Annotated in this window: 29 protein-coding genes; 13 read left to right on the plus strand and 16 right to left on the minus strand. The window is 55.9% G+C overall.

Features of this window, described 5'->3' with window-relative positions; all coding sequences use genetic code 11:
• Positions 1–40: 40 nt before the first annotated feature.
• Positions 41–1,477, minus strand: a complete 1,437-nt coding sequence (aldA, locus tag LC417_RS02915; RefSeq protein WP_010244734.1) for an aldehyde dehydrogenase — start codon at positions 1,475–1,477, stop codon at positions 41–43.
• A gap of 196 nt (positions 1,478–1,673) precedes the next feature.
• On the opposite strand from aldA, the gene LC417_RS02920 reads away from it, so the two are divergent.
• A complete protein-coding gene (locus tag LC417_RS02920) occupies positions 1,674–1,940 on the plus strand; it encodes a DksA/TraR family C4-type zinc finger protein (protein ID WP_010244737.1) in 267 nt (88 codons plus the stop codon).
• Between the two features lie 3 nt (positions 1,941–1,943).
• On the opposite strand, the gene LC417_RS02925 is transcribed toward LC417_RS02920, so the two are convergent.
• On the minus strand, positions 1,944–2,042 hold the full coding sequence (locus LC417_RS02925; RefSeq protein ID WP_008925225.1) for a YoaK family small membrane protein: 99 nt from the start codon (positions 2,040–2,042) through the stop codon (positions 1,944–1,946).
• A 43-nt stretch (positions 2,043–2,085) separates the two neighbouring features.
• Positions 2,086–2,409: a hypothetical protein gene (locus LC417_RS02930; RefSeq protein WP_010244743.1), complete on the minus strand. Its 324-nt coding sequence runs from the start codon at positions 2,407–2,409 to the stop codon at positions 2,086–2,088.
• A 359-nt stretch (positions 2,410–2,768) separates the two neighbouring features.
• Between LC417_RS02930 and rhaT the strand changes: the two genes are divergently transcribed.
• Positions 2,769–3,803 (plus strand): L-rhamnose/proton symporter RhaT, encoded by a 1,035-nt coding sequence (rhaT, locus tag LC417_RS02935; protein ID WP_010670192.1) that lies wholly within the window; start codon positions 2,769–2,771, stop codon positions 3,801–3,803.
• Between the two features lie 347 nt (positions 3,804–4,150).
• On the opposite strand, the gene rhaR is transcribed toward rhaT, so the two are convergent.
• Together rhaR and rhaS are read right to left on the minus strand one after the other, a co-directional pair.
• Positions 4,151–5,014 (minus strand): HTH-type transcriptional activator RhaR, encoded by an 864-nt coding sequence (gene rhaR, locus LC417_RS02940; protein ID WP_062757684.1) that lies wholly within the window; start codon positions 5,012–5,014, stop codon positions 4,151–4,153.
• Positions 5,015–5,025: 11 nt separating this feature from the next.
• Positions 5,026–5,847, minus strand: a complete 822-nt coding sequence (rhaS, locus tag LC417_RS02945) for an HTH-type transcriptional activator RhaS (RefSeq protein ID WP_029519076.1) — start codon at positions 5,845–5,847, stop codon at positions 5,026–5,028.
• Positions 5,848–6,138: 291 nt separating this feature from the next.
• Here rhaS and rhaB point away from each other — a divergent pair, with 291 nt between their 5' ends.
• The 4 genes from rhaB to rhaM are packed head-to-tail and all read left to right on the plus strand — an operon-like array spanning position 6,139 to position 10,017.
• Complete coding sequence (gene rhaB, locus LC417_RS02950; protein WP_223565426.1) at positions 6,139–7,611, plus strand: rhamnulokinase; 1,473 nt, start codon at positions 6,139–6,141, stop codon at positions 7,609–7,611.
• Positions 7,604–8,860: an L-rhamnose isomerase gene (locus LC417_RS02955; protein ID WP_050680446.1), complete on the plus strand. Its 1,257-nt coding sequence runs from the start codon at positions 7,604–7,606 to the stop codon at positions 8,858–8,860. Before rhaB ends, LC417_RS02955 begins: the two co-directional genes overlap by 8 nt.
• Before the next feature lie 10 nt (positions 8,861–8,870).
• Positions 8,871–9,713: a rhamnulose-1-phosphate aldolase gene (rhaD, locus tag LC417_RS02960; RefSeq protein ID WP_022625622.1), complete on the plus strand. Its 843-nt coding sequence runs from the start codon at positions 8,871–8,873 to the stop codon at positions 9,711–9,713.
• Complete coding sequence (gene rhaM, locus LC417_RS02965; RefSeq protein ID WP_010670186.1) at positions 9,703–10,017, plus strand: L-rhamnose mutarotase; 315 nt, start codon at positions 9,703–9,705, stop codon at positions 10,015–10,017. The genes rhaD and rhaM overlap by 11 nt, the downstream gene beginning before the upstream one ends.
• A gap of 47 nt (positions 10,018–10,064) precedes the next feature.
• Here the strand turns inward: rhaM and LC417_RS02970 are convergent, their stop codons facing one another.
• Positions 10,065–10,715, minus strand: a complete 651-nt coding sequence (locus tag LC417_RS02970) for a TetR/AcrR family transcriptional regulator (RefSeq protein WP_159226441.1) — start codon at positions 10,713–10,715, stop codon at positions 10,065–10,067.
• A 307-nt stretch (positions 10,716–11,022) separates the two neighbouring features.
• Here LC417_RS02970 and LC417_RS02975 point away from each other — a divergent pair, with 307 nt between their 5' ends.
• Together LC417_RS02975 and LC417_RS02980 are read left to right on the plus strand one after the other, a co-directional pair.
• Positions 11,023–11,280, plus strand: coding sequence for a DUF1471 domain-containing protein (locus LC417_RS02975; RefSeq protein WP_010244768.1), 258 nt, complete (start codon positions 11,023–11,025; stop codon positions 11,278–11,280).
• A gap of 39 nt (positions 11,281–11,319) precedes the next feature.
• The gene (locus LC417_RS02980; RefSeq protein WP_010670183.1) at positions 11,320–11,577 is read left to right on the plus strand and encodes a YdgH/BhsA/McbA-like domain containing protein; all 258 of its coding nucleotides are present in this window, start codon (positions 11,320–11,322) and stop codon (positions 11,575–11,577) included.
• A 61-nt stretch (positions 11,578–11,638) separates the two neighbouring features.
• Here the strand turns inward: LC417_RS02980 and LC417_RS02985 are convergent, their stop codons facing one another.
• The 4 genes from LC417_RS02985 to LC417_RS03000 form a co-directional block, all read right to left on the minus strand.
• Entirely contained in the window at positions 11,639–12,823 is a 1,185-nt protein-coding gene (locus tag LC417_RS02985) for a sugar transporter (RefSeq protein WP_010244774.1), read from the minus strand.
• Positions 12,824–12,997: 174 nt separating this feature from the next.
• The gene (cybB, locus tag LC417_RS02990) at positions 12,998–13,540 is read right to left on the minus strand and encodes a cytochrome b561 (protein ID WP_010244777.1); all 543 of its coding nucleotides are present in this window, start codon (positions 13,538–13,540) and stop codon (positions 12,998–13,000) included.
• A 112-nt stretch (positions 13,541–13,652) separates the two neighbouring features.
• Positions 13,653–13,913 (minus strand): hypothetical protein, encoded by a 261-nt coding sequence (locus tag LC417_RS02995; protein WP_010244780.1) that lies wholly within the window; start codon positions 13,911–13,913, stop codon positions 13,653–13,655.
• Between the two features lie 167 nt (positions 13,914–14,080).
• Positions 14,081–15,334: an MFS transporter gene (locus tag LC417_RS03000; RefSeq protein WP_033771812.1), complete on the minus strand. Its 1,254-nt coding sequence runs from the start codon at positions 15,332–15,334 to the stop codon at positions 14,081–14,083.
• Positions 15,335–15,429: 95 nt separating this feature from the next.
• Between LC417_RS03000 and LC417_RS03005 the strand changes: the two genes are divergently transcribed.
• The 4 genes from LC417_RS03005 to LC417_RS03020 all read left to right on the plus strand — a co-directional run bounded on the left by LC417_RS03005 (position 15,430) and on the right by LC417_RS03020 (position 20,040).
• A complete protein-coding gene (locus LC417_RS03005) occupies positions 15,430–16,323 on the plus strand; it encodes a LysR family transcriptional regulator (protein WP_223565427.1) in 894 nt (297 codons plus the stop codon).
• A 130-nt stretch (positions 16,324–16,453) separates the two neighbouring features.
• Positions 16,454–17,671 (plus strand): ROK family transcriptional regulator, encoded by a 1,218-nt coding sequence (locus LC417_RS03010; protein ID WP_010244790.1) that lies wholly within the window; start codon positions 16,454–16,456, stop codon positions 17,669–17,671.
• A 113-nt stretch (positions 17,672–17,784) separates the two neighbouring features.
• Positions 17,785–18,483, plus strand: a complete 699-nt coding sequence (gene bioD, locus LC417_RS03015; RefSeq protein WP_033767301.1) for a dethiobiotin synthase — start codon at positions 17,785–17,787, stop codon at positions 18,481–18,483.
• Between the two features lie 180 nt (positions 18,484–18,663).
• On the plus strand, positions 18,664–20,040 hold the full coding sequence (locus tag LC417_RS03020; RefSeq protein ID WP_010670178.1) for a nucleobase:cation symporter-2 family protein: 1,377 nt from the start codon (positions 18,664–18,666) through the stop codon (positions 20,038–20,040).
• Positions 20,041–20,470: 430 nt separating this feature from the next.
• On the opposite strand, the gene osmV is transcribed toward LC417_RS03020, so the two are convergent.
• From osmV to LC417_RS03040, 4 genes are read right to left on the minus strand one after another with little or no spacing between them, the layout of a single operon-like run.
• Positions 20,471–21,607, minus strand: coding sequence for an osmoprotectant ABC transporter ATP-binding protein OsmV (gene osmV / locus LC417_RS03025; RefSeq protein ID WP_010244799.1), 1,137 nt, complete (start codon positions 21,605–21,607; stop codon positions 20,471–20,473).
• The gene (osmW, locus tag LC417_RS03030) at positions 21,607–22,254 is read right to left on the minus strand and encodes an osmoprotectant ABC transporter permease OsmW (RefSeq protein WP_010244802.1); all 648 of its coding nucleotides are present in this window, start codon (positions 22,252–22,254) and stop codon (positions 21,607–21,609) included. The genes osmV and osmW overlap by 1 nt, the downstream gene beginning before the upstream one ends.
• A gap of 9 nt (positions 22,255–22,263) precedes the next feature.
• On the minus strand, positions 22,264–23,175 hold the full coding sequence (locus LC417_RS03035) for a glycine betaine ABC transporter substrate-binding protein (RefSeq protein WP_010670177.1): 912 nt from the start codon (positions 23,173–23,175) through the stop codon (positions 22,264–22,266).
• Between the two features lie 17 nt (positions 23,176–23,192).
• Positions 23,193–23,909, minus strand: a complete 717-nt coding sequence (locus LC417_RS03040; protein ID WP_010244807.1) for an ABC transporter permease — start codon at positions 23,907–23,909, stop codon at positions 23,193–23,195.
• 392 nt (positions 23,910–24,301) lie between these two features.
• On the opposite strand from LC417_RS03040, the gene LC417_RS03045 reads away from it, so the two are divergent.
• Positions 24,302–25,768: an MDR family MFS transporter gene (locus tag LC417_RS03045; RefSeq protein WP_223565428.1), complete on the plus strand. Its 1,467-nt coding sequence runs from the start codon at positions 24,302–24,304 to the stop codon at positions 25,766–25,768.
• A 39-nt stretch (positions 25,769–25,807) separates the two neighbouring features.
• Here the strand turns inward: LC417_RS03045 and LC417_RS03050 are convergent, their stop codons facing one another.
• Both LC417_RS03050 and LC417_RS03055 read right to left on the minus strand, forming a co-directional pair.
• Complete coding sequence (locus tag LC417_RS03050; protein ID WP_033771805.1) at positions 25,808–26,104, minus strand: DUF1161 domain-containing protein; 297 nt, start codon at positions 26,102–26,104, stop codon at positions 25,808–25,810.
• 44 nt (positions 26,105–26,148) lie between these two features.
• The gene (locus tag LC417_RS03055) at positions 26,149–26,472 is read right to left on the minus strand and encodes a DUF1283 family protein (RefSeq protein WP_010244816.1); all 324 of its coding nucleotides are present in this window, start codon (positions 26,470–26,472) and stop codon (positions 26,149–26,151) included.
• Positions 26,473–26,751: the final 279 nt, after the last annotated feature.

Consider the following 26,751-nt stretch of genomic DNA (forward strand, 5'->3'; position numbering starts at 1 on the left):
ACAACGTCAGGTACGGGAGGAGGTAAGATCGAGCCAGTGATTAACTGAACTGTAAATAGGCAACATGGGTCTGTAGATACTCCTCCAGACCATGTTTTCCATCGGCACCGCCGACACCCGATTTACGCCACCCGGCATGAAATCCCTGCATCGCTTCGAAGTTTTCACGGTTAACATAGGTTTCGCCGAACTTCAGCTTTCGCAGCGCGGTCATGGTGGTATTCAGATTCTGCGTATAAATCGAAGAGGTCAGCCCATACTCGCAGTCGTTGGCCAGCGTAATCGCCTCGTCAAGCGTTTTAAAACTCATCACCGGCAGAACCGGGCCAAAAATCTCCTCCTGCATAATCGCCATCTCCTGGCGCACCTCAGTCAGCAAGGTGGGCTGGAAAAAGAAGCCTCTGTCTCCGGCGCGCTTGCCGCCCAGAACCACTTTCGCCCCTGCGGCGACGGCCTCTGCCACCTTCTGCTCCACCCGATCCCGTGCTGCGGCATTAATCAGCGGACCCATATCGATATCGCTGCGTTCGGCCGGGTCGCCAAATGTCACCTGCTGAAACGCGGCGGTCAGTGCGCTGATAAAACGATCGTAAATGCCTTCCTGCACATAGAGCCGCTCTACGCAATTGCAGACCTGGCCGCTGTTAATGATCCGCGAGCTGACGACCGCCCGCACAGCCAGCTCGAGGTCGGCATCATCCATCACGATGGCGGGGGCTTTGCCACCCAGTTCCAGCGACACTTTGGTGACATTTTTAGCCGCGGCTTCCATGGTGGCAATGCCCGCACCGACGCTTCCGGTCAGACTCACCAGACCGACCTTAGGATTTGCCGCCAGCTCCTGTCCCACTTCCGGTCCCAGACCATAAACAAAGTTAATGACGCCAGCAGGCAGACCCAGCTTTTGTATGATGTCGGCAAAAAGTGCCGCATTATTCGGTGTCAGCTCACTGGGTTTGATCACGATGGTGTTTCCGGTGATCAGGGCCGGTGCCGCTTTGCGGGCAATGAGGAAGAAGGGGAAATTCCACGGCAGTATTCCGGTAGTGACGCCGATCGCTTTTTTAAACAGGAAGATATTTTCGTTGGGGCGGTCACTGTTGATGATCTCACCTTCATAGCGCCGCGCCCACTCCGCCATGTAATCGAGGTAGTCGGCGGTGAACATCACTTCGGTCTTCGCCAGCCCCTGGGTTTTTCCACCCTCAGCCACAATGGTTGCCGTCAGTTCAGGCTCACGCTGGCGGATGGCGGTGGCAATTTTGTGCAGCCAGACGCCGCGCTCTACTGCAGGCAGCGCTTCCCATCCAGGCTGAGCCACTTCTGCGGCGCTGATGGCAAGGCTGGCATCCTGACGACTGCCCTGGGGAATACGGGACAGCAACGCCTCCGTGGACGGATTGATCACTTCAATCCACCGGTCACCCTGGTGGGCTACAAATTCGCCATTAATGAAATGTTGATGATGTGTTGTCATTCGCTTAGCTCTCCGCTATCGATACGTTGCAGTAATGTGATAGCAGGGTGAAACAGATTGCTCAGGTCTACCTTTAGCTGATTGCCAGCTGCCAGGAGCGGCTGGCAGCCAATCACAGATATCGGTGAGTTCTGCGGCAAAAACGTCAATATGTTGTAGATTTAAAGGAGTGAAGTGGTAATAAAGGGGTTAAATCATGGCAAATGGATGGGCGTCAGAAGGCGCAGTACAGGAACAGATCGATAGCACCGTCAATGACGGCATTGAGCGGGTAAGACAGTCGATTGGACAGGGCGAAAGCGCCACCGAATGCGAGCTCTGCGGCGAGCCGATTCCCGAAGCGCGTCGTCAGGCGCTTAAAGGCGTGCACTATTGTGTGGCGTGTCAGGAAAAAATCGACAAGCAGCAGCAGACCAGCAGTTTATATAACCGTCGGGGCAGTAAAGACAGTCAGTTGCGCTGACCTTCAGGAGCCTGGCATCGCCAGGCCACTGCCAATAAACCACGCCAGAAAGCCCACGCCCGCCACAATGATGGCGATCGGAAACAGAATTCCAATTCTCATAATTTACCTGCTGCAAACAGCGATTTCAGGGGCTGCGATCTTATCATGAGATCTGCAATACGGCGCGGTGGGTTTTCAGCAGAGTGAACAGCTGGAACTGCGTTGCATCATTTTCCTCCCGCAACACCTCACCTTTTTTATAGAGAATATGGTGAACATGTCCGAGCTGACGCCAGACCACTATCGCTGAGGCGATCAGGGCGCAATGCTGATCCGCCTGCACACACTCAAGGGTGGCATAGTGGGTTTCATCCAGGCCATTCACAAACACCTTTATCGCATCTGCAGGTAATATCGCGCGCAGATCATCCAGCATGACCTGGCTGACTGACTGCGAAAGAAACAGCGTTAACCACTTTGTCGTCATCCCATTCCCTGATCCGATCAATTTTCCCCAGTTTATACGACCTTGCCCGCGTTAATGAAAGGCTTCTTTGCACATTTGCCAACCTTCCCTTGTGAATGGCAGTCAGATCAGAATTGTGCTGCGCCACACAGCAAAAATGAAAAAAACATTGAATAATAAGTTACTTACTTAACTAATCGTCCGGTTTTCTGACAACGGTGAAATTGTGATCCCTGATGGGCACAACGGGTAAATATTGCCACTTCACTGTGGCTTCCGGCATTTATCCAAAGGCTGAGGAATTCCTGCTGAACGTAGACTGCCTGCTGAGCGGAAGCAGACAGGTTTCCGACAGGCCTCAACCTAACCGGGGAATAACAATGAACAGTGCCATTATTGCGGGTATCTTCTGGCATTTTGTCGGAGCTGCCAGCGCCGCGTGTTTCTACGCGCCTTTTAAACAGGTGAAAAGATGGTCATGGGAAACCATGTGGTCGATCGGTGGCCTGATGTCGTGGCTGATCCTGCCGTGGGCGGTAAGTGCCATTTTACTGCCAGATTTTATGGCCTATTACAGCAGCTTCTCGCTGTCCCAGCTGACACCGGTATTTCTGTTTGGCGCGATGTGGGGCATAGGCAATATCAACTACGGCCTGACCATGCGTTATCTCGGCATGTCGATGGGGATCGGTATCGCGATTGGCATTACCCTGGTGGTCGGCACGCTGATGACACCGCTTCTGCAGGGGCGCTTTGGTGAGCTCTTCGCGTCGGCGGGTGGCCGGTTAACCCTGCTGGGCGTACTGGTGGCACTGATTGGCGTCGGGATTGTGTCGCGTGCCGGGCTGTTAAAAGAGCGGGCGCTGGGGATTAACGCAGAAGAGTTTAATCTCAGAAAAGGACTGGTGCTGGCGGTGATGTGCGGCATCTTCTCGGCGGGTATGTCCTTTGCCATGGATGCGGCTAAGCCCATGCATCAGGCCGCCGCTAATCTTGGCATCGATCCGCTGTATGTAGCTCTGCCCAGCTACGTGATCATTATGGGCGGCGGGGCTCTGGTTAATCTGGCCTTCTGTTTCTGGCGGCTGGCCACCCGGCCAGAGCTGTCGGTGCGTAAAGACTTCTCGGTCGGGAAGTCGCTGCTGATTACCAATACCGCTTTTGCGGTGCTCGGCGGCACCATGTGGTATCTGCAGTTCTTCTTCTATGCCTGGGGCCATGCCAGAATCCCGGCGCAGTATGACTATGTCAGCTGGATGCTGCACATGAGTCTATACGTCCTGTGTGGTGGTCTGGTGGGGCTGCTGATGAAGGAGTGGAAGTCTGCGGGACGCCGCCCGGTCAGCGTGTTATCAATCGGCTGTGTGGTGATTATCATTGCCGCTAATATTGTGGGACTTGGCATGGCGGCCTGATCGCGAATACAGAGACGCTGTTTTAATACAGAACGGGCCTGCTATGCAGGCCCTTAGCGTTAGCAGAATGGCGGTCAGATCGTGCCCGCTCAGGGAACACGGTCAGATCGGAAAGACGCAAAAGCCGCCATCCATGGCATGCCCGGCCCGCACGATTACGCACCTCATCCCTGAAATGCGCCCGTAGCCGGGCCAACGCGTTGCGTTGTTCAAAAACGCTCCCGGCGTTTTTGTCCATGGTGCGGGACGCTTTCCTCTTCTGAGCGTGTTCCCTGCGCCTTTTAGCTGATTTATTGCTGCTTTTGTGCAGTAAATTGCTCGACAGCGTTCAATGAAGGCCCGTTTTATTAAGACGTGGCACTTTTCAGCGCCTGGCGTGGCGCGATAAATTGCTGTCGCCAGGCGCTGGGAGGTAAACCGGTGTCACGGGTGAAGACCACCGAAAAATAGTTACTGTCATCAAAGCCGCAGCGGGCGGCAACCTCGCTAATCAGACAATCCTGGGTGCGCAGCAGATATTTTGCCTGACAGAGCTGCAGCTGACGCAGGTAATGACCGATAGTCATCCCGGTCTGCTGACGGAAAAGCTGCCTCAGCGCCCGTTCGCTGAGCTGGTTCAGCTGACAAAACTCCGCGAGATCAAAGGGGCGGGCAATCGCACCCTGTAACGCTGACATCAGCAGATCGAGCTGTTCCCCCTCCGGCAACGCCCAGGGGCGGTCGGCCGCGTAGCCGTGGCGGCGCAGAATCAGCGCCAGCTGTAAAAACAGCGCCTCCGAGAGCTGAACTGAAAGGGGGTCGCTTTTGCGGCTTTCACGCTCCAGCTGGCTGATCACTCCCCGGGCCAGCGCCATCCCTCGCGTGGTCAGCCGCCAGCCGCCTGGCGCATCCGGGCCCTGTTGCGGCAGCAGCTGATTCCAGTCAAGAGCAAGACCAAAGCGGTCACGACAGTAGAGGATGTTATCCAGCACCAGATCGTTAACGCTGTCGTAGCTGTGGCAGTCACTATCGCGGATATAAAAAACGTCGCCACAGGTAATCAGCCAGGGGCGATCGTTGAGGACGTGCAAGCCATTGCCGCGCCAGACAATCACGATTTCACTGAACTCGTGTCGATGCGGCGGGAAAGAGGGTTGTGGCATCCTTTCGGCGACCGCCACCGGTAGAGTAGTGGCGGGAAAATAGTCATCCCGACTGAGTATCAACGCCATGATTGGCTCCTTTACATCATCTGCTGGCGCTCCGCTCGCGGTGCGCAGCCAAATTCGCGCCTGAACAGGGTTGAGAAATGGTTGCTGTCCCCAAATCCACACTGGAAGGCGATGTCGGTAATTCGCATATCACTGTGACGCAGCAGATGACGGGCCTGCAACAGCCGCACACGGTTCAGGTAGCGCTGCGGCGTGCTACCGGTTTGCTGTTTCATTTGCCGATGCAGGGTACGCAGCGACAGGGAGAAGCGGTCAGCCAGTTCATCCCAGATAATCTCATCACTGTAATGCTCACCCAGCCAGTCGAGCAGACGATGCAGCCGCGCCTCCTGATCCTGACTCTGTCCGTCAATGCACGCCTCACGCAACAGCACCAGCAACTGTAAAAAGAGCTGTTCCTGACGCGCCTGTTTTTCCATCGACCAGGTATCATCCGGCTGCATCTGCGCCGCCACACTCAGCGCCTGCGTCATCACCTTTTGATTGATGCGCCAGTGGGAAGCATATTGCCCGTCCTGATCGCAGGGCAGTAAAGCCTGTAACCCGGAGAGAAAGCGAAACGCGCCGGGGCTGCGATAAAGCACGTTGGTCAGACAAAGGTTGTCGGTCTGCTCATAAAGATGACGATCGTGATCGCGCACAAAGCAGACGCAACCGGCGCACAGCGTTTGTGGCTGACCATTAAACACATGAATGCCAGAGCCTTGCTCAACCAGCACAATTTCATGGAAATCATGATGATGCTCCGGGAAGGCGGCCTGGGGTATGCGGGGTTCAATCGCAATGGCGTAATCGCCTTCGGGGAAAAAATCCGCACTGTGCAATATGGTCATGGTCATCTCTCGCTGCTTAACAAAACCGTAACGCAGTCTAATCAGCACGCTCTAACCTTACCTTGAATTTTCAGCCTGACTCAGCAGGAATCATGCTGATTTTTCAAGAAATCCTTAGCAGTTAACAGATTTGCGGCAGGGGTCACATCCTCCCGCCTTTCGCCTCTGTGATCTCTCTCACGAAGTTCTTTGCAAGTCTGCCAGGGCTTATCAGCCGCTGGCACTCCGGGGAAGGTCTTTAACCGGCCAGGTTTTTACTCTGTGACCACTCAATCACAGGGAAAAGTCGCCATGACCAGGAGAAACATTGTTGCTATTGATCTCGGGGCATCCAGCGGGCGGGTCATGCTCGCAAGCTGGGATGCTGCGCAGCGCCAGCTCGCGCTTCGTGAGGTCCGGCGCTTTAAAAATAAGCGCCAGCGTCGTGCCGGTTATGACTGCTGGGATCTGACGATGCTTGAGCAGGAGATACGCGCCGGGCTGGCTCAGTTAGACGAAGAGAAGATTGTGCCAGACAGTATCGGTATCGACACCTGGGGCGTTGATATGGTGCTGCTGGATGCAGAGGGCGAGCCGGTGGGTGAGGCGGTCAGCTACCGCGATGCGCGCACCCACGGCCTGATGGAGCAGGCGCAGCACGAACTGAGCCGCAGTGCCATCTACGCCCGAACCGGCATTCAGTTTCTGCCATTCAATACGCTCTATCAGATGCGCGCCCTGCATCAGCAGCAGCCCGACTGGCAGGCCCGCGTGGCGCATGCGCTGATGATGCCGGACTATCTGCATTATCGCCTGACCGGTAATCTCAACTGGGAATACACCAACGCCACCACTACGCAAATGCTCAATATTCACAGCGGCGAATGGGATCGTGATCTGCTCGCCTGGGCGGGCGTTGCTCCTGAATGGTTCGGCCAGCCGCAGGCACCGGGCAACACCGTCGGCCACTGGGTCAATAGCGCAGGTGTCCCGGTCCCGGTTATTGCTGTCGCCACCCACGACACCGCCAGCGCGGTTCTGGCAACGCCGCTGATGCAGGACGATGCGGCCTATCTCAGTTCCGGAACCTGGTCGCTGATGGGCTTTGAAAGTTTGCAGCCTTATGCCTGCGATGGCGCGTTACGCGCCAATATCACCAATGAGGGCGGCGCAGAAGGCTACCGCGTACTGAAAAATATCATGGGCTTATGGCTGTTGCAGCGCATCTGCGGCGAACTTCAGATTGACGATCTCAGCGCACTGATTGATCAGACGGCACGGCAGCCCGCCTGTGTTTCACTGATTAGTCCCAACGATGCGCGCTTCATCAATCCCGACAGCATGGTTAACGAGATTCAGAACGCCTGCGCAGAGCAGGGAATGCCGGTACCACAATCTGCCGCCGCGCTGGCCCGCTGCATATTTGACAGCCTGGCACTGCTCTATCGCGAGGTGATCCAGGAGCTGGAAGAGCTGCGAGGCAAACCTTTCAGCCAGCTTCACGTGGTAGGGGGCGGCAGTCAGAACCGTTTTCTTAACCAGCTCTGTGCCGATGCCTGCCAGATTCCGGTGCTGGCAGGTCCGGTTGAAGCCTCCACGCTGGGTAACGTTGGTTGCCAGCTGATTGCACTTGGCGAACTGATCGATGTGGCTGATTTCCGCTGCAGTGTCATCAACAACTTCCCACTGGAAAAATTCGAACCGCAAACTCACAGCGTCTTCAGTGCCAGTCAGGCACGCTTCGCGACGCTGAGTCAACCCGCTAAGGAACCCGCTTATGACTAAGCAGATTGAACAGGCTTTTGAACTGGCTAAACAACGCTACGCTGACAATGGAGTTGATGTTGAACAGGCCATTCGCCAGCTGGACGGCATTCCTGTCTCGATGCACTGCTGGCAGGGGGACGATGTCCGGGGCTTTGAGAACCCACAGGGCGCATTGACTGGCGGCATCCAGGCGACCGGCAACTATCCGGGGCGGGCACGCAATGCCAGTGAATTACGCAGCGATATCGACAAGGCGATGTCTCTGATCCCAGGCGCAAAACGTCTGAACCTGCACGCTATCTATCTGGAAAGTGACAAGCCAGTCGATCGGGATGCCATTGAACCTGCCCATTTCGCCAACTGGGTTGCCTGGGCGAAAGAGCACAACTTAGGACTGGATTTTAACCCCAGCTGCTTCTCGCATCCGATGAGTGCCGACGGTTTTACGCTGTCACACAGTGATAAAACCGTGCGTCAGTTCTGGATCGATCACTGCAAAGCGAGTCGCCGCATCTCCGCTTCGTTTGGTGAGCAGCTTGGCACGCCGTCAGTGATGAATATCTGGGTGCCGGACGGCATGAAAGATATTACCGTGGATCGACTGGCCCCGCGTCAGCGTCTGATGAGCGCACTGGATGAGGTCATCTCAGAAAAACTGAATCCGCAGCACCATATCGACGCGGTTGAGAGCAAGCTGTTTGGCATTGGCGCAGAGAGCTACACCGTGGGCTCCAATGAGTTTTATCTTGGTTACGCCGCCAGCCGCCAGACGGCACTATGCCTGGATGCGGGACATTTTCATCCCACCGAAGTGATCTCCGACAAAATTTCTGCCGCGATGCTCTATGTGCCGCGTCTGCTGCTGCACGTCAGCCGCCCGGTGCGCTGGGACAGCGACCATGTGGTGCTGCTGGATGATGAAACTCAGGCGATCGCCAGCGAGATCGTCCGCCATCAACTGTTCGACAAAGTGCATATCGGACTCGATTTCTTCGACGCCTCTATCAACCGGATTGCCGCCTGGGTTATCGGCACCCGTAACACCAAAAAAGCGCTGCTGCGTGCCCTGCTGGAGCCAACCGATCGTCTGCGCCAGGCCGAGAACGAGGGTGATTACACCGCGCGGCTGACGCTGCTGGAAGAGCAAAAATCATTGCCGTGGCAGGCGGTATGGGAAGCCTGGTGCCTGCGCCATGACGTCCCGGCTGATGCCAGCTGGTTAGGCGACGTCCGCCATTATGAACAACAGATTTTGAGCCAACGTTAAGGATTTCACTATGCAAAGCATTCTTTCTTCCGGGTTTGTTAAGGGAATGGTCAAAGCAACCAGCGATATGTGGCTGAAGGGCTGGGACGAACGTAATGGCGGCAACGTCAGCCTGCGTCTGCTGGAAGAGGAGGTTAAACCTTTTGCCGCTGATTTCTGCCTGCAACCGCGCTGTATTGAGCTGACACAACCCGCGCCGGCGCTGGCGAACGACTGGTTTCTGGTGACCGGGTCAGGAAAATTCATGCGTAATGTCCAGCTTGATCCGGCGGATTGTCTGGCACTGCTGCAGGTCGATGACAAAGGGCTCTCTTATAAAATTCACTGGGGCCTGTCGAATGGCGGTTTGCCCACCTCCGAGCTGGCGTCACACTTTCAGTCTCACGCGGTGCGTAAAGCGGTCAGCAAGGGTGCAGACCGGGTGATCATGCACTGTCACGCTACCAACTTTATGGCCTTAAGCTATGTAGTTGAGATGGATTCCGCCCGCTTTACCCGCCTGCTGTGGGAAGGGAGTACCGAATGTCTGGTGGTGTTCCCGGACGGTGTGGGTGTTTTACCCTGGATGGTACCCGGCACCGATGAAATCGGCACCGCGACCGCCGGACAGATGCAGTCACATACCCTTGTGATGTGGCCATTCCACGGTGTCTTTGGCACGGGCCCGACACTCGATGAGACTTTTGGTCTGATTGATACGGCGGAGAAATCGTCAGAAGTGATCGTCAAAGTGCTGTCGATGGGCGGTATTCGTCAGAGTATCACCACAGAACAGCTGGTTGCATTGGGTGAGCGCTTTGGTGTGAAGCCGTGGCAACCGGCGCTGGATGCAGGGCCTGCTAATGCTGCGTAAAGCCTTTGTGATGCAGGTGAATCCTTATTGCCATGCAGAGTATGAGCGTCGGCACTCACCGATCTGGCCAGAACTGGCCGAAACCCTGAAAGCGCACGGCGCGCATAACTATGCCATCTGGCTGGACGCCGAGCGGCATCTGCTGTTCGCCAGTGTTGAGATTGAATCTGAGGAGCGCTGGAACGCGGTGGCGGAAACGGAGGTCTGTCAGCGCTGGTGGGCATCAATGAAAGATCTGATGCCGTCTAATGCAGATAACAGCCCGATCAGTGAGCCGTTAAAACCGGTTTTCTTTCTGGAATAAAATCGGGAATAAAAGATGAAAAGGGCGGCATCGCCGCCCTGATATTTTTAACGCTTAGCCTGACACAGGCCGGTGAGTGTCGGCCACATCGCCATCAGCGTATCAATAATGCTCTCCAGATCGTCACGCTCAACGCCTTCACGCGCCCGCACCGACATGCCCTGCAGCATACAACTCAGATAACGTGACAGCGCGGAAATGTTTACTGACGCACTCAGTTCACCACGCTGCTGACGCGCCAGCAGAAAATCTTTTAACACATGCTCCTGCGACTGATGCTGCTGTTGCAGCATGGTGGCAATCTCTGCTGAAGCCGCCGACAGGGCGGTTGAGGTGCAGATAAAGAAACAGCCGCCGGGAGAGTCGCGTTCGGTAAAACAGGCCGCGGTGGCGCGGAAATAGGCTTCAATAGCCCGATCCACCGGTAACTGGTCATCGCCCAATGCCGCTTCACGCCATGCACTGAACTTCTCCACGTAGCGCTCCATCGCCGCGCGAAACAGTCCCTCTTTATTAACAAACTCGGCGTAGAGGGTTGGCGCTTTCGCGCCGGTTGCGGCCACCAGATCGGCCAGAGAAGTTCCCTCGTAACCGTGCGTCCAGAACAGGGTCAGAGCTTTATCGAGCGCTGCTTCGCGATCGAACACTTTTGGTCGGCCGCGGCATTTCTTTACATCGCAATCCTGAACCTGACTCATACACCCTCACTGACAGTAAAACACCCTATTAAATTACCGATCATTATAAAAATGTGCAAGGCCTGGCGTGGATGTCGCCGGCAGGGGTTGCCATTTTGTGCGCCAGCGCATTATTACAGCCCCTTAGGTTAAGTCAGAAAAGAGGCTGAAGCCCATAATCACGCCACTCCGCGAATAAAATAACGCTCATTAAATAAATGTTGACGACAAACCGTATCGGGGTCTATCATTTGTTTAACGGTCATTAATTAAATAGTGACAACCCATTCAGACCAACCGAATTTCAATATTGAATAGAGAGATTATTATGAAAAACATCAAAATCACCCTGGCAGCACTGGCACTGACTACTCTGACTTTTGGCGCATCTGCCGCTGACCTGGTGACCAGCGAACCTGTTAATCAGCAGCCAGTTGGCACCATCTCTGTACTGGGCGGCACCAATCTGTCTTCTGTTGAAGCGCAGCTGAGTGCTAAAGCGGATGAAGCGGGTGCGAAATCGTTCCGCATCACCTCAACCAGCGGCCAGAACAAACTGCACGGCACGGCTGTGATTTATCAGTAATTTTGGTTTTTCAACAGAATAAGTGAGAAGGGGTTCGTTATGAAAAGTATCAATATGATGGTCGTGGCGGCTGTGCTAAGCGGTCTGTCATTTGCCAGCGTAGCGGCCCAGCAGGTCAGCAGCACACCGCTGGATCAGCAAAAAATCGGTGTCATCAGCGCAACGGGCAGTACTAATCTGCTCTCGCTGGAGCAGCAACTGTCAGAAAAGGCCAGCGATGCAGGGGCAAAGTCTTTCCGCATCACTTCGACCTCTGGCAGCAACAACCTGCATGGCACAGCCGTTCTTTATAGATAAAGTGATCGGTAAATAACCCTGAACAGGCTTCAGATAACCCGCTTATCTGAAGCCTTTTTTATTATCCGTTACTGCGTAACTGTGGATAACGACGGAAGATATAAACACACCAGAGTAACGCCACCAGGCCAATCATCCCGCCGACATTGCCAACTTCCGCCATGCTCAGATGCAGGCTGACCTGATTACCCAGCAGCGCACCCGCGCCGATACCGATATTGTAGATACCGGACATCAGCGACATCGCCACATCCGTGGCATCCGGTGCCAGCGACAGCACCCGCACCTGCATACCCAGTCCGATCATCATCATCGCCATTCCCCAGACAACGCACAGCGTTGAGATAGCCGCAGGGCGAACGGCAGCAAAAATCAGCAGGCCCATGCACAGGGTGATCAGCGCGATGGCCGCAATCAGCAGTCCGGAGGGAAACTTATTACCGAGTGTGCTGAACAGTACGCTACCCACAATGCCCGCAGAGCCAAACAGCAGCAGTAGCAGGGTGGTGAAGTTGCCACTGGAATGGGCCACGGTTTGCATAAAGGGCTCGATATAGCTGTAAGCGGTGTAATGCGCGGTAACGACCAGCGTCACCAGCAGATACATGCTGACCAGCGCCGGACGGCGAAACAGCATCGGCACACTGCTCAGCGAGCCGGTATGTTCACTCGGCAGACGCGGCAGGATGCGCACCAGCATAATCATCAGCACCAGTGCCGAAAGGCCAATCGCGCCGAAGGTCGTACGCCAGCCAAGATACTGACCCACCACGCGGCCAATCGGCACGCCCAGCACCATCGCCAGCGCGGTACCGGTTGCCAGCATACTTAGCGCCTGAGTTTTCTTACCGGCCGGAGCGACGCGAATCGCCAGCGAGGCGGTGATCGACCAGAACACCGCGTGAGACAGGGCGATACCCACGCGTGACACCATCAGCGACCGGAAATCCCAGGCAACGGTAGAAAGAACGTGGCTGACGATAAAGATCAGGAACAGCACACCCAGCAGCAGTCGTCGCTCAATATTGCGGGTCAGCAGCATCAGCGGCAGTGAGAGCAGTGCAACCACCCAGGCATAGATGGTCAGCATGATCCCGACGTCAGCCGTCTGCATTGAAAAGTCAGCAGCGATGTCAGATAACAGGCCAACCGGCACAAATTCGGTGGTATTAAATACAAAGGCGGCGATGGCCAGCAATACCACGCGTAGCCAGGCAGTTTTACGTGAAACAGTAGTTGGTTGCATGAGGAGTCAAGTCAGTCAGTACAGCGAATCGGATGCGGCAGAAACATCCAGCGAAAGTGACCTGCGTCACAAATTACTGACCATTGTAGTGAATAAAGCGGGAAGAGAAACCTTATAAACGCCTTTTAATGCTGAAATTTTTTTATCGCCCCATCACAGGGCGATAGCCTGAGGTTATTGACCGCGACGCCGGGCGGGCATCATTCGCAGCAGAGTATTGTCTTTAAGCAGATAGTGATGGAACAGTGCGGCAGCAGCATGCAGTCCGATCAGCCAGTAACCCAGCGGTGCCAGGGTTTCATGCCAGCCAATCAGCATATCCGCCATATCAAAGTCAGGTTCAGGCGCGACCGGCATGCTGATGCCAAACAGCCACCATTCCCGACCTTTAAGATAACGCGATGTCAGGCCGAGAATCGGCAGAGTGATAAACAGGGCATAGAGCAGGGTATGAGTCAGATGTGCCAGCCCGGTTTGCCAGCGCGGCGGAGCGGGAGTAATGGGCGGTGTGCGATGCCGGGTGCGTAAAAAGAGGCGGGCAAGCATCAATACCAGGATGGTCGCGCCGGCGCTGAAATGGGTAATGATCATGGCATAACCCTGCCAGGATCCGCGCTGTGCAAAACCGCGCAGTTCAATGGTGGCGTAGGCCGTCACCACCAGTAAAAAGGTGAGCCAGTGAAGGGCTATCTGAGCGCGCGCAAACTTATCCCGCATTGTGCATTCCATTAAAGAGAATCAGGAAGATTAACATAACGGAAAACAGCGGTAATTCTTAACAAATTAGCGCAGCGGGAAAAATTTTTCCCCCCTTACCAGGTGGATCAGATTAACGCGAAGCCGGGGTGTGCTTCAGGGCCACGCTGAGCTGGGTGGCCTGCTGGTCAACATTTTTGAGAGGACAACAATTTTCACAGCCGATTGCGCCAGCATAATATTTTTTAGCCTGCAGGATGGCGGCATTCACATGGTAAAAACTGCCCAGAAACATACGGTTATCGATGTCGGGAAGATGGGGGCAGCCTGCGGCATGAACCACATGATTATTGTTATATCCTGATTGTTTATTGACGTAGTAGTAGAGAGCCACAGGCGTTCCTTGTTGCCGTGTTAAAAGGCAAAGCAGATGAATTATTACAATAAAAACGATTATAGCGGGAAACCTGCATTTTGTTTGCTGTGGCTCTGAATAGCGCGTTTATTGTGATAAACCGCCAGGCCCGCAGGAGAAGCCAGGCCTGGCATGAGAAGACGTTCTCAGAGTTTTTTACTGTGCAGACGCCAGGCAACCAGTAACGCCAGGATCAGCAGCACGCTGATAAACAGCGTAATCCCGCTCCAGCCAAAGTTATGCCAGAACACGCCACCCAGCGTACCCGCGACGCTGGAACCCACGTAGTAGCTGAACAGATAGAGCGAAGAGGCCTGGCCTCGTGCCCGGCGCGCCCGGGGGCCAATCCAGCCGCTGGCGACCGCGTGGGCGGCAAAAAAACCGGCGGTGAACAGCATCATCCCAGGCAGGATCAGCCAGAGGGAGTTGAAGGCGGTAATCAGCAAACCCAGCAGCATGATGGCGGTAGCACCCAGCATCACAGGACCCCGACCCAACCGGTTGGTCAGCGCGCCCGCCTTAGGCGAACTCCATGAGCCGGTGAGGTAGACCACTGATAACAGCCCGACCACAGCCTGGCTGAGATGCCAGGGCGCATCCAGTAAACGATAGCCAATATAGTTAAACAGGGTGACAAAGGCTCCCATCAGCAGGAATCCTTCGGCAAACAGCCAGGGAAGGCCCGGATCGCGCCAGTGCAGCCGGAAGTTAATCAGCAGATTACGCGGACGCAGCGTAATGGGCCGGAAATGGCGCGACGCAGGCAGAATCTTCCAGAACATCAGCGCCGAGGCCAGCGAAAAACAGCCGATTACCGCCACGGCGAGTCGCCATGAGAAGAGGTCAGTCAGCACGCCGCTCAGCAGTCGACCGCTCATCCCGCCTATCGAGTTACCGCTGATATATAACCCCATGGAAAAGGCGACGACCCGTGCATCCATCTCCTCGCTGAGGTAGGTCATGCCGACCGCCGCCACGCCACTCAGCGACAACCCCATCAGCGCCCGCATAATCAGAATGCCGTGCCAGCTGGTCATGGTGGCCGAGACCAGCGTGCAGATGGCGGCCAGCATCAGGGCTGTGACCATCACCGATTTACGACCGATAGCATCAGAGAGCGGCCCGGTGACCAGCAGGCCCAGCGCCATCAGGCCGGTCGAGATGGAGAGTGACAGGCTGCTGGTTGCCGGAGAGATACCAAACTGCTGTGACAGCACCGGCAGAATCGGCTGCACACAGTAGAGTAGGGCAAAGGTCGCCAGCCCGGCGGAGAAAAGCGCCAGCGTCACGCGCATAAACTGTGGCGAATCCCGGCGGATATGACCTGAAGCGGCAACTGACTCTGGCGGCGCAGAGACCGCATTCTCATCCACTGTGACAGCATGTGTTGAGCGACTCACACATCTTCCTCAAATTTAGAAAACCTGTCGTCAGCTTAGGAAAGCGGCATTATGATGTCTAATATATTAATAATCTCAAATGAGACGTTTAAGATATGAATATCGAACTGCGTCATCTGCGCTACTTTGTTGCGGTGGCGGAAGAATTACATTTCGGGCGGGCGGCCCAGCGACTGAACATTTCTCAGCCGCCGCTCAGCCAGCAGATTATTCAGCTGGAAACAGAAACGGGCGCAAGGCTGTTCAATCGCACTAACCGCAGCGTGCAGCTTACCGCTGCCGGACAGCAACTGCTTAGTGACGCCCGCGCGATTCTGTTGCAGGTCGAGCAGGCGGCCGATCGCGCCGCCCGGCTGCATCGTGGTGAAGAGGGGGAGCTGCGGATTGGCTTTACCTCCTCGGCCCCGTTTACCGCCGTGGTCTCTGACGCGCTATTCCGGTTTCGTCAGCGCTGGCCGCAGGTACATATTCAGATGCAGGAGATTAATACCCGCCAGCAGCTCGCACCGCTTCATGATGGACGGCTCGATCTTGGCGTGATGCGCAACACGCCGCTGCCCGCCGATCTGCGTCATCAGCTGCTGCTGAGTGAGCCGCTTTATGCCGTGGTGCATAAGGCGCATCCGTTGGCTGACGCCGATAAAATCTCTGTCACTGCCCTGGCGGTGGAACCCTTTGTATTCTTTGACCCTCAGGGCGGAACCGCGCTCTACAGCGATATTCTGGCGCTGCTGCACCGCTACCATATAAAGCCCTTTATTACTCAGGAAGTGGGTGAGGCGATGACCATCCTTGGGCTGGTGGCAACCGGGTTAGGCGTCTCCATTCTGCCTGCCTCATTTCGTCGGGCGCGGCTGGCCGATCTGGTCTGGTTGCCATTAACGGAAGAGGATGCCATTTCAGAGCTGTGGCTGGTCTGGTCAGCCGGACGCGAAATAAATGCGCAGATGGAAAACATGATGGCGTTGCTGCGGCGAAACCGGCACTGATGCGCGGGCAACACCGCATCAATCTGTGCGATAAATCACATTTCTAATCAAATATTTGACGCTGTCGCCGGATCTGGCTCACCATGGCGCATGTTTATTTAGAAGCGCGAAAATAACCGGGAGCAGGGTTGTGAATCCGGACAGTCAACCTGGCCACATTGACCAGATCAAGCAGACTAATGCAGGTGTCGTATATCGATTAATTGACCGTTATGGTCCCATTTCGCGTATCGAACTTTCCCGCCGTGCCCAGCTTGCTCCGGCCAGCATTACCAAAATTGTGCGTGAAATGCTGGACGCACATTTAGTGCAGGAGACCGAGTTTCAGGATCCCGGCAGTCGTGGTCGTCCGGCGATAGGCCTGATACTGGATACCGACGCCTGGCACTATCTGGCTATTCGCCTGCATCGCGGCGCCATGACGTTTACGCTGCGCGATCTCAGCAGCAAGGAACTGGTGGAAGAGAGCCTGCCGCTGCCTGATGAGTCTGCTCAGCCGTTACTTACCGCGCTGATTGAACAGGTTGATGCCTTCTTTATTCGTCATCAGAAGAAGCTGGAACGCCTTACGGCCATTGCCATTACATTGCCAGGGCTGATCAACGCCGCGTCAGGTGTGGTGCATCGGCTACCGGGTTATGAGGTGCGCGATATGCCGCTGGGCGATGCGCTGGCGGCACGAACCGGCTTACCGGTGTTTGTGCAGCACGATATTTCAGCCTGGACGCTGGCGGAGTCGCTGTTTGGTGCCTCACGTGGGGCGCAGGATGTGATTCAGATTGTGATTGATGAAACCGTGGGAGCCGGGGTGATCAGTGGCGGTCAGCTGTTGCATAAAAGTGGCAGGGCGCTGGTCGAGATCGGGCATACCCAGATCGACCCGTATGGTCAGCAGTGCTACTGCGGTAATCATGGCTGTCTGGAGACCGTAGCCAGCACCGGCAGTCTGCTGGCGCTGGCGGCGCAGCGTCTGCCGGCCCAGCCCGACAGCCTGCTCAATAATCAGCCGCTGACGCTGGAGTCGCTGTGCGCGGCGGCGCAGTCTGGCGACCGTCTGGCGCGCGACACCATCGCCAGCGTGGGTCATCATGTTGGCCGGATTCTGGCGATGATGGTCAACATCTTCAATCCTCAACATATTCTTATCGGTTCCCCCCTGAATGCCGCCGCGGATGTGCTGTTTCCGGCCGTGAGCAACACCATTCTGCAGCAATCACTCCCGGCCTACAGCGCGAGTATCCAGCTGGCACCTACCGAATTTAGCGAGCCGGGAACGTTAGGCGGCGCAGCCCTGATCAAAGACGCGCTCTATAACGGGCACCTGTTAGTGAAACTGTTGCAAGGTTAAGCGGGCCTAATCTTGCGCTAACGCAATCTGTTCTCATCCTCCATTCCTTAAAATGCCGGTTCGCAGCAAGGTTAATCACCGATTAACCGCAACGGTTCGAGAGGAGAAGTTGAGTGAATAGACTATTTGTTACCGGCACTGACACCGCAGTGGGCAAAACGGTGGTGTCACGCGCCCTGTTACAAAGTTTTATCCAGGCCAGGCTCAGTGCCGTCGGGTACAAGCCCGTCGCGCGCTGCGCGGTCAAAACCGCTGACGGCCTGCGTAACAAAGATGCACAGGTTCTGCAAAGCGCTTCATCTATCGATTTACCCTATCAGGCGATCAATCCGCTGGCCTTTCAGGAAGAGGAGATCTGCACCCATCCGAGCCAGATCATTGATTACGCATTGCTGACACAGGGCTTAAGCAGCCTGACGCAGCAGGCCGATCGCGTGGTCGTGGAGGGCACCGGCGGCTGGCGCAGCCTGATGAACGATGGACGTCCGCTCTCCTGCTGGGTCGTTGAGCAGCAGCTGCCGGTGGTGCTGGTGGTCGGTATCCAGTCGGGCTGTATCAGTCACGCCCTGTTAACAGCAGAAGCGATAGCGCAGGATGGACTGCCACTGGTGGGCTGGGTGGCCAATCGCATCAATCCGGGACTGGCGCAGTACAGCGATATTATTGAGATTCTGCGTGAAAAAATTAGTGCGCCGCTGCTGGGCGAGCTGCCTTATCTGCCGCGTGCAGAACAGCGTGATTTGACGCCTTACATCGATATTTCTCTGCTGGAGCAGAACAATCTGCACGCTGTGAGTGCAAAGATCGCCTGATTATGAAACAAACTAAGTCATCTGAGTCGGCAATGAGCCTAAAGTTTCAGGCTTGTTGGCGGCTGTCTTTAACTATTTCCATTTAGAATTGAAAGACCTGGCTCGGATATCGCGAAATCGTGGCGTCATGGCGCAGAAAATGCATTAACTCCGCTTATCACACTGAGCTGGAGCCCCATCATGTCGCACTCGCACGAGAAAGGTTTGTTATATGGGCTTGAAGCCCGCATTGGCCCCGCCCCGGCGTTTTTTGCCGCACTGCAACATCTGCTTGCCAGCGTGGTGGGAATCATCACGCCGCCGCTGATTATTGGCTCCGTTCTGGGGTTGCAGGCCTATATTCCTTATCTGATCAGCATGTCATTGTTCGTTTCCGGCTTAGGCACGTTTATGCAGGCCAGACGCTTTTATGGCATCGGGGCGGGCATGATCTGTCTGCAGGGCACCAGCTTCGCGTTTCTGGGGGTGATCCTCTCGGGTGGTCTGATGGTGAAAGGGCGCGGTGGTTCGCCGGAAGAGATTATGGCGATGCTGTTTGGCTGTAACCTGGTGGCGGCGTTGATTCCGATTCTGATCAGCCGCTGCGTTGGCTCGCTGCGCAAAGTGCTGACGCCGGTGGTGACCGGCACGGTGATCACCCTGATTGGCATCAGCCTGATAAAAGTCAGCATTACCGACTGGGCGGGCGGGCACAACGCCACAGATTTTGGATCGCCGGGAAATCTGGCGCTGGGGGCGCTGACGTTGCTGGTGATCGTGGCGCTGAACCGCTCGCGAAATCGCTGGGCTCGGCTGGTGGCGGTGGTGGCCGGAATAGCGGTGGGATGCGTTGCCGCGGCCTTGACCGGTCATCTGCAACTTAATGTTGCGCCGGAGAGCAACTGGCTGGTGCTGCCCGCGTTCTTCCGGTTTGGTTTTGCCTTTGACTGGACCATTTTCCTGCCGATCGCGCTGGTGTCAGTGATCGCGGTAATTGAAGCCGTCGGTGACCTTACCGCTAACTGCCTGATTTCACAGCAGCCGATCACCGGCAAACCTTTTCAGCAGCGGTTGCAGGGTGGCATTGTCGCCGACGGCCTGAGCTGTGTGCTGGCAGCGGTCTTCTCCGCCTTTCCCAACACCACGTTTGCGCAGAACAATGGCGTTATCCAGATGACCGGCGTCGCCAGCCGTTACGTCGGTATGCTGCTGGGAATCATGCTGGCGCTGCTGGGGCTCTTTCCCTTTATTGGCTCCCTGCTGCAGCAGATTCCGCCGCCGGTGCTGGGCGGGGCGACAATCGTGATGTTTGGCAGCGTGGTTGCCGCGGGCATCCGGGTGATGACCCAGACGCCGCTGGGTCGCCGCGAGATGCTGATTGTGGCGATCGCTTTTGGTATTGGTCTGGGTGTGGAGGCGGTGCCGGATGTGCTGAAGCAGTTCCCGCCGCTGATTAACAGTCTGTTTGGTCATGCTGTGACGACCGGCGGCATTCTGGCGATTGTGCTGAATATGGTGCTGCCAGACGAGGCGCCTGTGGTGGAAGAGGTGGAGGCGGAAACGCTGACGGAGAGCTAAAAAGCAGAAGAGCCGATGTATCTCTCACATACGGCTCAAAAATCCAAAGCGATGGGAGCATATGCCTGTATCAAAGCATCGCGGACCAGGGATGGGCCGCGCTGAGCATGCCATGGATGGCATCTTTTGCGTCTTTGCTACAGGCGTATGCTCCCTGAGCTACTACCTGAATTGACAGACAGGACAGGCCGTGACTTAACTGGCTTTAAGATGGAGTCTGCGAAGGGAACAGGGTCAGATCGGAAAGTCGCAAAAGCCGCCATCCGTGGCACGCTCGGCCCGCGCCGTCCTGGCGCGGGACGCTTTCCTCCTCTGACCCGGTTCCCTGCGCGTTAAGCTTGTTTGTTGCTGTCTGATTTACCCAGGCTTGGGTATATCTGCTTATATCTGCTGTTTTAATGGGCCGGTAAGACCCATTTAGGTGACGAAATTATGGATTCAGACGACGGCGGGTACGACCAGAACTGAGGTAATCCGCAATATAATCCTGCGAAATCTCACCGCTGTAGCGACCCTCTTCATCGACAATCGGCATCCAGACCGTGTTGTGCTCATAGAGTTTTGACAGCACCACGCGCAGGTTCTCTTCCGCTTTACCGGTGACCTTAAAGGTGTGCAGTCGCTCTTCACAGCGGCCACTGACGTTACGCGCCTCGCGACGCTTCACGAAGCCCAGCGGTTTGCCATCCTCATCGACCACGGTAATCGACCGCATATCGTTCTCATCCATGGTGCCAAAGGCTTCTTCCAGCGGAGTAGAGCGGCGGACGGTGATGGTCGGCTGCTGGTCAGTCACATCGCCCGCCTGCACCAGTAACAGGCGCTTAAGCGTACGGTCCTGACCCACAAACGAGCCGACGAACTCATTGGCAGGGGTCGCCAGCAGTTCATCCGGGCTGGCGCACTGCACGATTTTACCCTGACCAAATACCGCAATGCGATCGCCGAGCTTCAGTGCCTCGTCAATATCGTGGCTCACCAGCATCACGGTTTTTTTCAGCTGACGCTGCATGTCGAGAAACTCGTTCTGGATCACTTCGCGGTTAATCGGGTCAACGGCGCCAAACGGCTCATCCATCAGCAGCACCGGTGGATCCGCCGCCAGGGCACGAATCACCCCGATACGCTGCTGCTGACCGCCTGACATCTCACGCGGATAGCGATGCAGGAATTTGGTGGGATCCAGCGCAACCATGCTCATCAGCTCGGTAGCACGCTCGTGGCACTGCTTTTTGTTCCAGCCCAGCATGCGTGGCACGACGGTAATGTTCTCTTCGATGGTCATGTTGGGGAACAGACCAATCTGCTGGATAACATAGCCAATGTTTCGGCGCAGGGTGGTGGTGTCCTGCGTACTGGTATCTTCGCCATTAATCAGGATCCGGCCACTGGTGGCGGGAATCAGGCGGTTAATCATCTTCAGTGTGGTGGTTTTCCCGCAGCCCGAGGGTCCCAGCAGCACGCACATCTCACCGGCTGGCACGTGCAGGCTGACGTTATCGACGGCTTTATTGGTCGTGCCGTTTTTCTGGGTAAAGGTTTTCGTCAGGTTTTCCAGCGTAATCATTATCGAATCCCCTTTGGAGTCAGCGCCTGCTGCAAACGGTGCAGCAGCCAGTCAAGAAAAATAGCCAGCAGACAGATCATCAATGCCCCGGCAATCAACATACGAATATCACTGCCGCTAATACCATCCAGCAGCAGCTGGCCCAGACCGCCCGCGCCAATCACGGCAGCAATCGCCATGACGCCAACGTTCATCACCACGGCGGTACGGATGCCACCGAAGATCACCGGCAGCGCCATCGGGATTTCAACCCAGCGCAGGCGCTGCCAGAATGTCATGCCGATACCACGACCCGCCTCACGCAGGCCGTCCGGCAGATTCTCCAGCGCGGTGTGGGTGTTGCGAACAATCGGCAGCAGCGAGTAGAGGAACACGGCGGTAATCGCCGGCAGCGCGCCAATGCCCTGACCGATGAGTGAAAACAGCGGGATCATCAGACCAAAAAGCGCAATGGTGGGAATAGTCAGCACCACGGTGGCGATACCGAGAATCGGCGTTGCCAGCCATCTTACACGCACGATCAGAATGCCAAGCGGCACGCCAATCACAATTGCCAGTCCGACCGCGACCAGCACCAGCCAGCTGTGCTGCCAGCTCAGGGTGAGCAGGGTGCTCCAGTTATCCATGATGTAGTGAAGGGTATCCACAGTGCCTCCTTACAGCATGTTTTTGGATTTAAGGAAATCACGCGCCACGGTTTCCGGTGACTGATGATCGATATCGACCCGCTTGTTCAGCTCCGTTATCGCCTCATCGGTGATCTGCGCAGAAAGCTGATTAAGCGCGGTATCCAGCCCCGGATGACTCGCCAGCACATCCTGACGCACAACCGGCGTCACGTTGTAGCTTGGGAAGAAGTGCTTATCATCCTCCAGTACTTTCATGTTGAAGCCCTTAACCCGGCCATCGGTGGTGTAGATCAGACCGGCATCCACGAATCCGTCGCGAATCGCGTTATAGACCAGACCCGGGTCCATCTGGCGGATCTGCGGGCGATCCAGCGTCAGGTTGTAGGTTTTCTGCAGCGGCTTCATGCCGTCTGAACGACCCGAGAACTCCAGGTCCAGACCCAGTCGCCAGTTATGATCCGGATCGGTTTTACGCACCTGCTCAATCTTCGCAACCAGCTGCGACATGGTGCTGATGCCCTCTTTTTCGGCCCGTTCACGGGTCATGGCAAAGGCATAGGTGTTGTTCATTGGTGCCGGGTTAAGCCAGACCAGCCCCAGTCTGGCATCCAGCTTTTTCACCGTCTCATATGCCTGCTGTGAAGACATCGGCTGGTTGATATGGTTAAAGATGATCAGCGAGGTGCCGGTATATTCCCAGACCATATCAATCTGCTTATTCAGCAGCGCATTACGGCCAATGGTGGTGGCGATATTGCGTTTAGGCACCACCTCGAAGCCTTTTTTCTGCAGCCAGAGCACCGTCATTGCTGACAGGATATGCTGCTCGGTAAAACTTTTGGTCGCCATCACCAGCGGTGCAGCAGCCTGTGCCGTCTGGCTTAACAGCAGTGTCGCGGTCAGCGCGACAACGCTTTTCTTAATCCAACGCGTTAGCATTGCAAAGCTCCTTGTGGTCAGGCCGCAGCGTGCGGACTCAGAAAGCGGCCCAGCGCGGCCAGCATCATATCCAGTACCAGTGCCACCAGTGCAGTGGCGACAGCGCCGAGTATCAGCGTCGGAAAGTCATTCAGATAGATGCCCGGGAAGATCAGCTCGCCAAAGCTGCTGGCGCCAATCAGGAACGCCAGTGGGGCGGTGCCGACATTGATGGCGGTGGCGATGCGCACGCCAGAGAGGATGACCGGCAAGGCATTCGGCAGCTCTACCTGACGCAGACGCTGCCATTTGGTCATGCCGATGCCGTTGGCCGCCTCAATCAGCGACGGGGGAACTGCGCTCAGACCAGAGAAAGTGTTGCGGACGATAGGCAGCAGCGAAGCCAGAAACAGCGCAATCAGCGCCGGACGGTCGCCAATCCCGATAATAACCATCGCCAGAGCCAGTACCGCCAGCGGTGGCAGGGTGTTACCGACATTGAAAATCTGCATCACGTACTCTGCCCAGCGACGTGCAAACGGGCGACTTAGCAGGATGCCACTGGGGATACCGACCAGCAAAGCGAACAGCATTGACCAGAAGACTAAGAAGAGGTGTTGTTGCCCGAGATAAAGCAGATCGACTTTACGTGCGACCAGCTGATCCCAGCCAAGGCCCCAGATCAGCACCGCGATCACCGCGACCACTGCAAGCAGTGCCAGACCGGCGCGTCGGGCCAGTGAAGCATTTTGCATAGGAGAATCTCCCTGATTACGATCTCAATTGTTATAACAACCATAAACAGCCCGACAGGTACGGCAAAAAATGCCGCCGCGCCCAATACCGAAACTGCGATAAAATGTAGATAAAATGACTGTTTACCCACTCTTTTTCAGTGAATACTGAATAAGATGGTGTAATGCTATAGCAGCCCTTTATTGCACAAGCCAGCTTTTAAGCCACAAATCAGAGAGATAGAAACAGGTTAAAATGGTGTTAAAGCCGCGTAGCCGCTGGGCTAATGCGACAATAAAAAATTTTCATCGACTTCTGGTGACACTGTCACAGAGGGCGCAGAAAATGCGCACGCGCGGGAAACTGCATTGTCTGTTTTTCAGCTAGCCTTGCAGATTAAAAAAGGAACCCTATGACTGAAAGCGCACAACTCCGGACCGGACATCGCCACTGGATCTTAATCGCCTGCATGCTGGCGATGTTTATGGCGGCCATTGAAGTCACTATTGTGGCCACCGCGATGCCCACCATCATTGCTGACCTCGGCGGTTTTTCGCAGTTTGGCTGGGTCTTCTCGATCTATCTGCTGACCCAGGCGGTCAGCGTGCCGCTCTATGGGCGGCTGGCGGATATGGTGGGTCGCAAAACGATGTTTTTTGTCGGCACGTCGATTTTCCTGGTGGGGTCGGTGCTGTGTGGCTTTGCCCATACCATGACCTGGCTGATCCTGTTCCGGGCGTTTCAGGGCCTGGGAGCGGGGGCGATCATGCCGCTCAGCTCCACCATCGTGGCGGATATCTATTCGCCGCGCGAACGCGCCAGCGTGCAGGGCTGGCTCTCCAGCGTCTGGGGTGTAGCGGCGATAGTGGGGCCGCTGACCGGCGCGTGGCTGGTACAGCACTTTAGCTGGTCGGTGATTTTCTGGGTCAATCTGCCCATCGGCCTGATCAGCATGCTGATGCTGTGGCGCTGGCTACCGTCGCACCAGAAGGAGGAGAAATCGCAGCCGCTGAACCTGGCGGGCAGCGGCTGGCTGATGCTCTGCGTGACGGCCTTGCTGATTGCGCTGTTGCAGGCGGAACAGCTGGGCGTCTGGCTGGTGCCGTTTCTGCTCTTCTCACTGTTCGCTGGCTGGCAGCTCAGACGCCACGAGCTGCATTCAGCGGCACCGCTGTTTCCGCTGATAATCTGGCGCAGCCGGCTTATCGTGGCGGGCAATGCGGGCAATCTCATCATCGGGGCGGCCATGATGGGCATCAGCGCCTTTTTGCCCACCTGGATTCAGGGGATCAGCGGCGGTTCACCGTTACAGGCGGGCAGTGTGCTGGCGATGATGTCGATTGGCTGGCCGCTGGCCAGCACCCTCAGCGGCAGACTGATGCTGCACACCTCCTACCGCTTCACCGCCCAGCTCGGGGCGCTGTTGCTGGTGACCGGCAGTGCCTTGCTGCTGTTTTTACAGCCTGCAAGCTCACTCTATCAGGCGGGCTTTACGGCGTTTCTGATCGGTACCGGCATGGGAATGACCAGCACCACGTTCCTGGTTTCAGTACAAAACCAGGCGGATTACCAGATTCGCGGCATCTGTACCGCTTCAATTATGTTCAGCCGGATGATCGGGTCGGCGGTAGGGACGGCGATCATGGGCGCGGTGCTGAATCTCAATCTGCAGTGGCGTTTGCCGCAGGTCGAGGATCCGGTGCAGAAGATTATGTCCGAACCCAGCCGTCAGCAGTTACAGCCGGAAACCCTGCAGCAGATGGTAGGGTCGATTGCCGCCTCACTGCACTGGGTGTTCGTGGTGGCACTGGTGATTGCGTTGTTTGCGGTGGGTGTGGCATGGATGATGCCGCGTCAGCGGCCGGAACAGGCGGACTAACAGGCAGGGCGACAGGATGTCGCCCTGATTTGAACAGAACTACTGGGCAGATGAGTCCTGCGAACTGCCGGCACTGGCAGGTACGCTGGCTTCGTTGTCACTGCCTGAGCGCTTATAAACAATTTTTTGTGTGTCGTTCTCACAATGTCCGACGACCTGGCCACCCGCCTGATCAACCTGATCGTTGGCGACGATGTCGAGACTAAAACCCGACTCAGGCACACCGTTCTGAATAATTTTCTGGCTGATTTCGGTTTTTACCGATTCACAGGATGCCTGCGCCATTAGCGGCAGAGCAAATAACGCCGCGCTTAACAAAACCCTCTGTAGCTTCATCACGTCTTCCTTATGTTAGTCGTCGTCATTACTATAGCTCAAATTTACGGCGCTACCGGGCGACCGGAACGGCGATCCAGACAACGCAGGGTGTTGGGCTCCCAGTATGCGTTGAGATTGAGGCTCTGCTCGCACTTGTCGCGGGTATCAAACGCACGATCGGTTTTATCAAACTCTTTTTCGACGCGGGTGTTCACTTTGTTGCGCAGCATGCGCGTGTCATTCCATTGCTCTTTATCCTGGCGCGCTGCTTCATTGCTCAGCGCGGAACTGCCATCTTCGATAATCAGACGATTAGTATTCGCAGTGGCAGTGAATGCCGCAGTGGAGAGGAGAACCATCAGCACGGCAGGGATCATTTTTTTCATCACACTATCCTTTAGTTAACGCAAACATCGCCATCCACGACAGCGGTTGCAGCGGGCATGCTTAGAGCCTGGCTCATCAGGGGTCATTGAGGCAGACAGTCTGGACACAGACAGCGCATGACAACCGGCGCGTACAGGGTGTACGTGAGGAGGATGAGCACTGCCCGGGTTCAGACGGACAAATAAAACAGCCTGATGGGCCTGGCTCTTAGTATATCATCGCCGTTTCTTTGCTCACCAGCAGTGAGTCGTTTGTTTACGTTAAGGAGAGGTAAGGAT

Source organism: Pantoea sp. OVA07A (genome assembly GCF_019969975.1).
Classification (GTDB): domain Bacteria; phylum Pseudomonadota; class Gammaproteobacteria; order Enterobacterales; family Enterobacteriaceae; genus Pantoea; species Pantoea agglomerans.